The sequence below is a fragment of the Bacillus sp. SG-1 genome (assembly GCF_000181495.1).
Classification (GTDB): domain Bacteria; phylum Bacillota; class Bacilli; order Bacillales; family Bacillaceae_B; genus Rossellomorea.
The window spans coordinates 1-8,679 of the sequence record NZ_ABCF01000095.1; the positions used below are offsets into that span (position 1 = coordinate 1).

Annotated in this window: 8 protein-coding genes; all 8 read left to right on the forward strand. The window is 41.7% G+C overall.

What is annotated here, in order from left to right:
• Nucleotides 1-214: 214 nt before the first annotated feature.
• Nucleotides 215-1,525, forward strand: coding sequence for a ribosome biogenesis GTPase Der (gene der, locus BSG1_RS17890; protein ID WP_006838622.1), 1,311 nt, complete (start codon nucleotides 215-217; stop codon nucleotides 1,523-1,525).
• A gap of 18 nt (nucleotides 1,526-1,543) precedes the next feature.
• On the forward strand, nucleotides 1,544-2,593 hold the full coding sequence (locus BSG1_RS17895) for an NAD(P)H-dependent glycerol-3-phosphate dehydrogenase (RefSeq protein ID WP_006838623.1): 1,050 nt from the start codon (nucleotides 1,544-1,546) through the stop codon (nucleotides 2,591-2,593).
• Between the two features lie 600 nt (nucleotides 2,594-3,193).
• Nucleotides 3,194-3,382: a DUF2768 domain-containing protein gene (locus tag BSG1_RS17900; RefSeq protein ID WP_006838624.1), complete on the forward strand. Its 189-nt coding sequence runs from the start codon at nucleotides 3,194-3,196 to the stop codon at nucleotides 3,380-3,382.
• Between the two features lie 28 nt (nucleotides 3,383-3,410).
• Nucleotides 3,411-4,118, forward strand: coding sequence for an LptM family lipoprotein (locus tag BSG1_RS17905; RefSeq protein WP_006838625.1), 708 nt, complete (start codon nucleotides 3,411-3,413; stop codon nucleotides 4,116-4,118).
• Between the two features lie 240 nt (nucleotides 4,119-4,358).
• Nucleotides 4,359-5,837 carry a stage IV sporulation protein A gene (gene spoIVA, locus BSG1_RS17910; RefSeq protein WP_006838627.1) on the forward strand — a complete coding sequence of 493 codons (1,479 nt, stop codon included), beginning with the start codon at nucleotides 4,359-4,361 and terminating at the stop codon, nucleotides 5,835-5,837.
• 683 nt (nucleotides 5,838-6,520) lie between these two features.
• A complete protein-coding gene (locus BSG1_RS17915) occupies nucleotides 6,521-6,793 on the forward strand; it encodes an HU family DNA-binding protein (RefSeq protein ID WP_006838628.1) in 273 nt (90 codons plus the stop codon).
• A 490-nt stretch (nucleotides 6,794-7,283) separates the two neighbouring features.
• The gene (mtrB, locus tag BSG1_RS17920) at nucleotides 7,284-7,514 is read left to right on the forward strand and encodes a trp RNA-binding attenuation protein MtrB (protein ID WP_044023131.1); all 231 of its coding nucleotides are present in this window, start codon (nucleotides 7,284-7,286) and stop codon (nucleotides 7,512-7,514) included.
• Between the two features lie 360 nt (nucleotides 7,515-7,874).
• Nucleotides 7,875-8,679 (forward strand): heptaprenyl diphosphate synthase component 1 (locus BSG1_RS17925; RefSeq protein ID WP_006838630.1); only part of this gene is annotated, 805 nt, incomplete at its 3' end.

Here is an 8,679-nt window from a genome sequence, read left to right on the forward strand (position 1 = left end):
TAGCCGAAGTCAACTTAAAGACAAGCATTGTGAATCGTTGAAGATATGATGATTGAAAAATCAGGCTCTTTTCCTGAATTTTTATATAAAAGTTAAACCAAAAAAGCGTCAAGTCGAGAAAAAAGCCTGCAATTAACATAAGTGAGTACTTCTTCTGAAAAACGAAACATAAAACGGCCTTTATCGTACCTAACAAACAGAAAGGGTGAACAATGTGACAAAACCAGTTGTTGCAATTGTAGGACGTCCCAACGTAGGAAAGTCCACCATCTTCAACCGTATCGTCGGAGAAAGAATTTCCATTGTGGAAGATGTTCCGGGAGTGACAAGAGACCGGATATACAGCTCAGCGGATTGGCTGACACATGATTTTAATATTATTGATACCGGCGGGATCGAGATCGGTGACGAGCCGTTTCTTGAGCAAATCCGTCAACAGGCAGAAATCGCCATTGATGAAGCTGATGTAATTGTCTTCCTGACCAATGGACGGGAAGGTGTAACCGCTGCAGATGAAATCGTGGCAAAAATTCTCTACCGTTCCAAAAAGCCAGTCGTCCTGGCAGTCAACAAAATTGATAATCCCGAGATGAGAGAGCTTGTCTATGACTTCTACTCATTAGGATTTGGAGAGCCATTCCCGATTTCCGGCGCCCATGGAATTGGCCTTGGTGACATGCTGGATGAGGTGGCCAAGAATTTTAAGAAGGACTCAGGAGAGGGTTACGCAGAAGATGTCATCAAGTTTTCATTGATCGGCCGTCCGAATGTTGGGAAATCCTCGCTGGTGAATGCACTTCTTGGAGAGGATCGCGTCATAGTCAGCAATGTTGCCGGCACGACCCGCGATGCAATTGACTCAAAACTTAAAGTTGATGGTCAGGAGTATGTGATCATCGATACAGCAGGGATGAGGAAAAAAGGGAAAGTATATGAATCCACTGAAAAGTATAGTGTCCTTCGGGCCTTAAGGGCAATTGAACGGTCAGATGTCGTTCTTGTCGTGATTGATGGGGAAGAAGGCATCATCGAGCAGGATAAAAAGATTGCCGGATATGCACATGAAGCGGGACGTGGAGTCATTATCGTCGTTAATAAATGGGATGCAGTAGAGAAAGACGAAAAGACAATGAAGAAGTTCGAAGAGAATATCAGAGAGCACTTCCTGTTCCTTGATTATGCACCGATAATTTTTCTATCGGCGAAAACCAAAAGAAGAATTCATACACTTATTCCAGTGATTGACCAGGTAAGTGAAAATCATGCATTAAGGGTTCAATCCAGCGTCCTGAATGAAGTGATTGCCGATGCAGTAGCAATGAATCCAACCCCTACCGATAAAGGGAAAAGGCTCAAAGTGTTCTATGCGACTCAAGTGGCTGTCAAACCGCCTACCTTCGTTGTATTTGTCAACGAGCCTGAATTAATGCATTTTTCTTACTCGCGATTCCTTGAAAATCGGATAAGAGAAGCTTTTGTATTTGAAGGTACACCAATCCGTATTATCGCGCGTGCACGAAAATAGATATAGGAGGGTGAAAAAGTGGAGAAACCTTTAAAAACTATTACAGTACTGGGAGCGGGAAGCTGGGGTACAGCACTTGCGATGGTCCTGGCTGATAATGGACACACGGTCAATCTATGGGGACATAACGCTGTCCAAATGGAAGAGATCAACTCCAAACATACAAATGAAAAATACCTGAAGAATATCCAGCTCCCTAAAGGAATTAAAGGGTTTACCGACCTGGAAACAGCATTGGAAAGCGTTGAAACGGTCATTCTGGCTGTTCCGACCAAGGCTGTCAGGGAAGTGCTTCAAAAGGTGAAGAATACAGTATCAAGAGCATTGACGATTGTACATGTGAGTAAAGGCATTGAACCGGATACCTTGTTGCGGATCTCAGAAATGATCGAAGAAGAAATGGATGAAACGACCCTTAAGGATGTAGTCGTCCTTTCCGGTCCAAGTCATGCGGAGGAAGTCAGCCTCAGGCATCCGACAACAGTCACGGTCTCTTCTAAGAACATGGAGGCCGCTGAACTTGTGCAGGACCTCTTTATGAATCAAAGTTTCAGAGTATATACTAACCCGGATGTCGTGGGTGTTGAAATCGGCGGGGCATTGAAAAATATCATTGCTCTTGCTGCCGGAATCACAGACGGTCTTGGTTACGGTGATAACGCCAAAGCGGCTCTTATTACAAGAGGTCTTGCTGAAATTGCAAGACTGGGAAGCAAAATGGGTGCCAATCCTCTTACCTTTTCCGGCTTAACGGGAATAGGGGACCTTATCGTGACCTGCACTAGCGTCCATTCCAGGAACTGGCGTGCCGGAAATCAACTCGGAAAAGGAATGAAACTTCAAAACGTCCTTGATGAGATGGGAATGGTCGTCGAAGGTGTCAGAACGACAAAAGCAGCCCACCAGCTTGCAGAAAAGTACAATGTCCAGATGCCGATCACACAGGCGCTGTATGATGTCCTTTTCAACGACGTTCCTCCAAAACAGGCGGTCGACTTGTTAATGGGCAGGATGAAAACACACGAAATGGAAGACCTGTTTAATATTCTGGGTGAAAAAATGACGTAATAATCCATGATAATGGGCATTCGACGATGCAAATGCATTATGTTTGCATAGGATGAATGGAACATAAACAGCTTTAAACATGGATGGGGTAACTGTCACATTGGACTGAAGAAAGGAAGATTCCTTGCTTCAGTCTTTTTTTATGGGAGAAAAATTGATCTTCAACTGGGCTGGATTGGGTAGGGAACCGGGTGCCCTTAACGAAATCTAAATACTCTTAAATATGTGAAGGGAAGTAAAGTCCTCGAGGTGTCCTTTAAAGGACTTTAAAAAGCGCAACCAGAATACATAGTCCTCTAAATGCTTCCTAAAGCCATCCATACAAGCTTCACCGTAAAGTAACGTCCAGGGAGGTCTTTATATACGCTAATGAAAATCAAGCCCTAGGCAGCCTTGAGATGCCCACAGGACCAGCCCGGAATAAGGTGCATGGACATTCAACCAGAAATCCGCCTATACCCTTCCAATATTTTCTTCCTAAAGCGAGCCGTTGTGATGAAAAAACGACATAATAGTGAAATATCTTTATACGCTATTAACTTTTTTAGAGGGTGTGATATAATACTTTCGACAAATAAGGAGGGACGTCCAATGTCTTCGATGATGAAAATGTGGGTTTCATTCGGTTCAATGGGATTTATGATTCTTGCCATTTTAACGATTTATTTAAGCAGATATAAACTGAAAAAAGGCTTCTTCCGCTTCATTACCGCACTTATAGCCTATGTCCTGATGATTACCGGCGGATTGATGATGGCCTATATAGTATTGAGCGGGCCGACGAACTAGACAAGTTATGCTTTAAGGATGTGTTACTTTGAAAAAAATAATCACTGCAGTCCTGATGGTTCTTACAGTGTCGCTCTTGACCGGTTGTCTATACCCTCAGGAGCAGCTTCAAAAAAATCAGATACCATATGAAGATCAAATTACAGCGGTTCAATCATCGGTTGAAAAGTATCAATCTTCCACCGGCGGGTTACTACCGATAAAAACAAGAGATCAGGATACACCGGTTTACATAAAGTATCCCATTGATTTTAGCAAACTGAAAGGGCAATTCCTTTCCGAGGTGCCTGGAAATGCCTATGAAAACGGGGGCATCTTTCAGTATGTGTTAATCGATGTAGAAGACAATCCGACCGTTAAAATTTTTGATCTGCGAATAGCTGAAAAAATCCGGGAGATCAATATCCGGATTCGTTCCATCGGCTATCCCCCTTTTAAAGAAAGCATTGCCGATAACGTGTACACCCTGGATTACTCCCTGATCGGATATGATGAAGAGCCGTCTGTCATGAGTCCGTATTCTAATCAAAACCTGCCGCTCTTAATTAATGGCAGCGGGGAAATTTTCGTGGATTACAGAATAGATTTGAACAAACTTCTTCAGGAGAATGAATATGAGTTTGAAAAAGGAGAAGATATCCGGCCGATCCTGACTAAAGATTCGGCTTTTGTTCCAGCCTATTCACCTCCATATACAGTAAATGAAGAGAATGAACCAGTCTTTATGATGAAATAGGCATAACCCCTTACTTACAAAATATATTTGTAAGGAAAGGGGTTTTTTCATTTTCCTGATTCCCATTTCTGCTCTCAACTTTTTTTGCCTCACATTCATTATTTCTCATTTTTAGTAATAAGGAGGCAAAAAAAACATATTAATAGTCATAAGTAATTGGGACAACATCATAAATATATATTGTCCAAACAGCTAACCGGATGAAACCATCCCTGGAAGATAAAGATTGGAGGGAATCTCTTGGAAAGAGTAGATCTATTTAAAGACATTGCAGAAAGAACCGGCGGAGATATTTACCTAGGTGTAGTAGGAGCCGTTCGAACAGGGAAATCGACATTCATCAAGAAATTCATGGAACTCGTCGTCCTTCCTAATATTTCGAGCGAGTCAGAACGCGCTCGCGCTCAAGATGAACTGCCTCAAAGTGCAGCTGGAAAAACAATCATGACAACTGAGCCGAAATTTGTCCCGAATCAGGCGGTTTCCGTTCACGTTGATGAAGGCCTGGATGTGAATGTCCGACTGGTTGACTGTGTTGGTTACACAGTGCCAGGAGCAAAAGGGTATGAAGATGAGAACGGCCCGAGAATGATCAACACACCTTGGTATGAAGAGCCAATACCGTTCCATGAAGCGGCAGAGATCGGAACACGCAAGGTTATTCAGGAACATTCTACAATCGGCGTTGTCGTCACGACTGACGGCTCCATTGGAGAGATTCCGAGAAGCGACTATTTGGTTGCAGAAGAAAGAGTAATCGAAGAATTGAAGGAAGTTGGAAAACCATTCATCATGGTCATCAACTCAGCAAAACCTCATGCACCTGAGACTGAAGACCTGAGAGTCAAGCTGCAGGAAAAGTATGATATCCCTGTACTTGCCATGAGTGTTGAGAGTATGAGAGATTCAGATGTTCTGAATGTTCTTCGTGAAGCATTATATGAGTTCCCTGTGCTTGAAGTGAATGTAAACCTTCCAAGCTGGGTGATGGTGCTGAACGAGGACCACTGGCTGCGTGAAAATTATCAGGAAGCAGTTAAAGAGACGGTTAAAGACATTAAACGCTTAAGGGATGTCGACCGGGTAGTGCATTACTTCAGTGAGTTCGAATACATCGAAAGAGCCGGCTTAGCAGGCATTGAGATGGGGCAGGGTGTAGCTGAGATCGACTTGTATGCACCGGATGAACTTTATGATGAAGTGCTTAAAGAGATTGTCGGTGTGGAAATTCGCGGGAAGGATCACTTGCTTGAATTGATGCAGGACTTTGCCCATGCAAAGCGAGAATATGATCAAGTGGCGGATGCGCTGAAAATGGTTAAACAAACAGGATACGGTATTGCCGCTCCAACATTGGAGGATATGAGCCTGGATGAGCCGGAAATCATCCGTCAAGGGTCCCGCTTTGGTGTCAGCCTGAAAGCTGTAGCACCTTCCATCCATATGATCAAAGTGGATGTTCAATCCAAGTTCGAACCGATTATCGGCACAGAAAAACAGAGTGAAGAACTTGTCCGATATTTGATGCAGGACTTCGAGGACGACCCGCTTTCAATCTGGAATTCTGATATTTTCGGGCGGAGCTTGAGCTCGATCGTCAGAGAAGGAATACAGGCGAAACTGTCATTAATGCCTGAAAATGCACGATATAAACTTAAAGATACGCTCGAAAGAATCATCAACGAAGGTTCCGGCGGTCTGATTGCAATCATCTTGTAGGAGACTCTCTTTTTGAGGGTCTTTTTTTTGTTTTTATAGGTGTTTTGTGTGATGTATTTCTTACTATTGGTTATAAGGGTTGATGTGTATAAGTCTGTGATCTCATGCAGGATTAGAGGAACAGTCTTCCTGCCACTCCGGGGAGTCACTGGCTTGAAGCTCTTTTCTCTGAACCAGGTGAATTAGCTCTTTTCTTCTTGTTTATCAGCTATTTCTGGTTCATTAAGTAAGTATTTTTTATAGTTTGTATTAAATAGCAACAAAGTTTACGAAAAGAGCCTTTTAAAAAAATGATAATCCAATACCAAGAAGCAGAATCTTTAGTTGAAAAGATGCTTTATTGAGAAATATATTGCCTCCTGCAAAGTTATCAATCCTTTTGTTACGGGTATTTGGAATAATAACCCAATGAAAAATTTAAAAATAACAGCAATAATTGTTCGTTAAAAAGAATTACACGCCTGAAAAAGAAAAGATTCCCATTATTTCTTGAATTATTCTTGCTAACCTTATTTTTATATGATAATCTTTTAACAGAATTGATGTCGAACATTGATTCTACAACGTTTTTGACGGTTTTTGTTTACGTTCATGTATAGAAACCGAAAATTATGTTTACTAATGTAACAAGACAGTTATATGAATCATGACTGAAACATTTCCTTTGGGAGGAGGTGAATGGCATGAACAAGACAGAACTAATTAATGCTGTTGCAGAAGCTGCTGAGCTTTCTAAAAAGGACGCTACAAAAGCAGTTGATGCCGTTTTTGAAAGTATTCAAGACGCACTGGCAAATGGCGATAAAGTACAATTAATCGGTTTCGGTAACTTCGAAGTTCGTGAGCGCGCTGCACGTAAAGGACGCAACCCACAAACTGGTGAAGAAATCGAAATCTCAGCTAGCAAGGTACCTGCATTCAAACCAGGTAAAGCGCTTAAAGATGCTGTAAAATAATTACATACCTTTAGCGTAAAAAAGAGCCGCACAGAATGCGGCTCTTTTTTTTGACTGTATGCCTGCCTCGGAATCCGAAAGCCATATGCATGTGATGAAGGGGATACAGAAGATCTTATAAGACCACCGAAACAGGTAAATGTATGTATGAAAGTTTTTTTCTTGATAACAGGGAAACAAGGGGAGTACTTTAATACATTATTTCAGCGTGGCGCTTAAAGAGGTTATAATTCTTATAAGGTATCTTTATAGGGCAATATCTTTGTTCACAGGAATTGGCTCAGCAAGCAATGGCGGGGCAAATGATAGTGACGGATGCCGCATGACACGCTGTAACTTGAAGGTATTATGCTCTTGGGTAAGGGAGAGCATATGTGCATGGGCAATGCGAGGTGTAAAGACGCCTGGTTTCAGGCGCGCAATAGCTGGCGCGGACTGAAATTCTGCATTTAAAACTGCGATACAAATAGAAATGACTGGAGTGAAGAGAATGGCAAACAACCAATCAGATTATATCGTCATTAAAGCGATCGAAGACGGAGTGAATGTAATAGGGTTGACCAGAGGAACCGATACGAAATTCCACCATTCAGAAAAGCTTGATAAAGGTGAAGTGATGATTGCTCAATTCACTGAGCATACCTCTGCCATAAAAGTACGTGGAAAAGCAAAAATCTTTACAAGCAATGGGGAAATAGAAAGTGAAATGAAAGAGAAGTAATAGTGAGAGACAGCAGCAGACTTAAGCCAAAGTACTGCTGCTTTTTTATTTGATTTTTTTAAAAATTGATTACACCCGATGTTGAACGGAAGGATTTGAGGCGACATCAGCACCCGGGAGCTTTCTTTTCCGCTTCTGGGAATTAACTGTTTCGCCAGTTTATCTTACAGTTTAAAAAGCGGACCGCTGAATTCCGCTTTTGTATATGTCTCAGCTTCACAATAAATGAATGGCCTGACTGTAATGATTCAACCTTCTAATAGGGGATATGTAGTATTCGCCCGTCCCTGCTTAATATGTTATAATATTTGTTGCTGATACGACGAAGTAGATACATATACGAAATGGGGATTTAGGTTTATGAAACATTTGGACTGTTTTCATCTTGAAGCATCAATAAAACACTATGTCGAAGAGAAGTTATCCTACTCTTATTTGCAAAAGTATATTGATTCTCCGCAAATTGATGAAGACAGGATCAGCTTTTTGGTCCTTCCTTTTACAAAAGGAGAACAAGTGTTGAAAGAAGAGGAAATCATACGGGTGATTTCGACCGTCATGCTGATCCAGATAGGCCTTGATACCCATGAGAAAGTTACAAACTCACCAAGTGAGTCACTAAAGGAAAGACAATTGACTGTATTGGCCGGGGTTTATTTCAGCGGTCAATATTATAAAATCCTGTCAGAATTGGAGAATGTCAGCTTGATTAACCAGCTGGCCCAAGCAATCAAGATAGTGAATGAAAGCAAGATATCCCTATATAAACAGGAATATTTTTCTGTTCAACAGATTATGGAAAGCGTTAAGACGATTGAGTCAGCTATCATCAACACTTTTCTAGAACATTATGGTACTGCCCATTGGAAAAAGCTTGTTTGTGAGGCGATGTTCTTAAGGCGGATGGTTTATGAGGAGAAAAAGCTCGAACAAGATATAATGACTCCGCTTCTGCCATCTATAAAGTCTGCTTTATTTGCTGGCGGTATAGATCTTTCCCTGACTCTGGAACAGAAGCAGAAACTTGGCAGGATCTATACCGGCTATATTATCGAATCGAGAGAAAAAATCTCAGAAATGCTGAGAAGTGAATCCTTTAACGGCCATTTTATTGAAGGCCGGATCCTCTCGTTACTAGAGCATACCAGGCCATACACGAAAATTT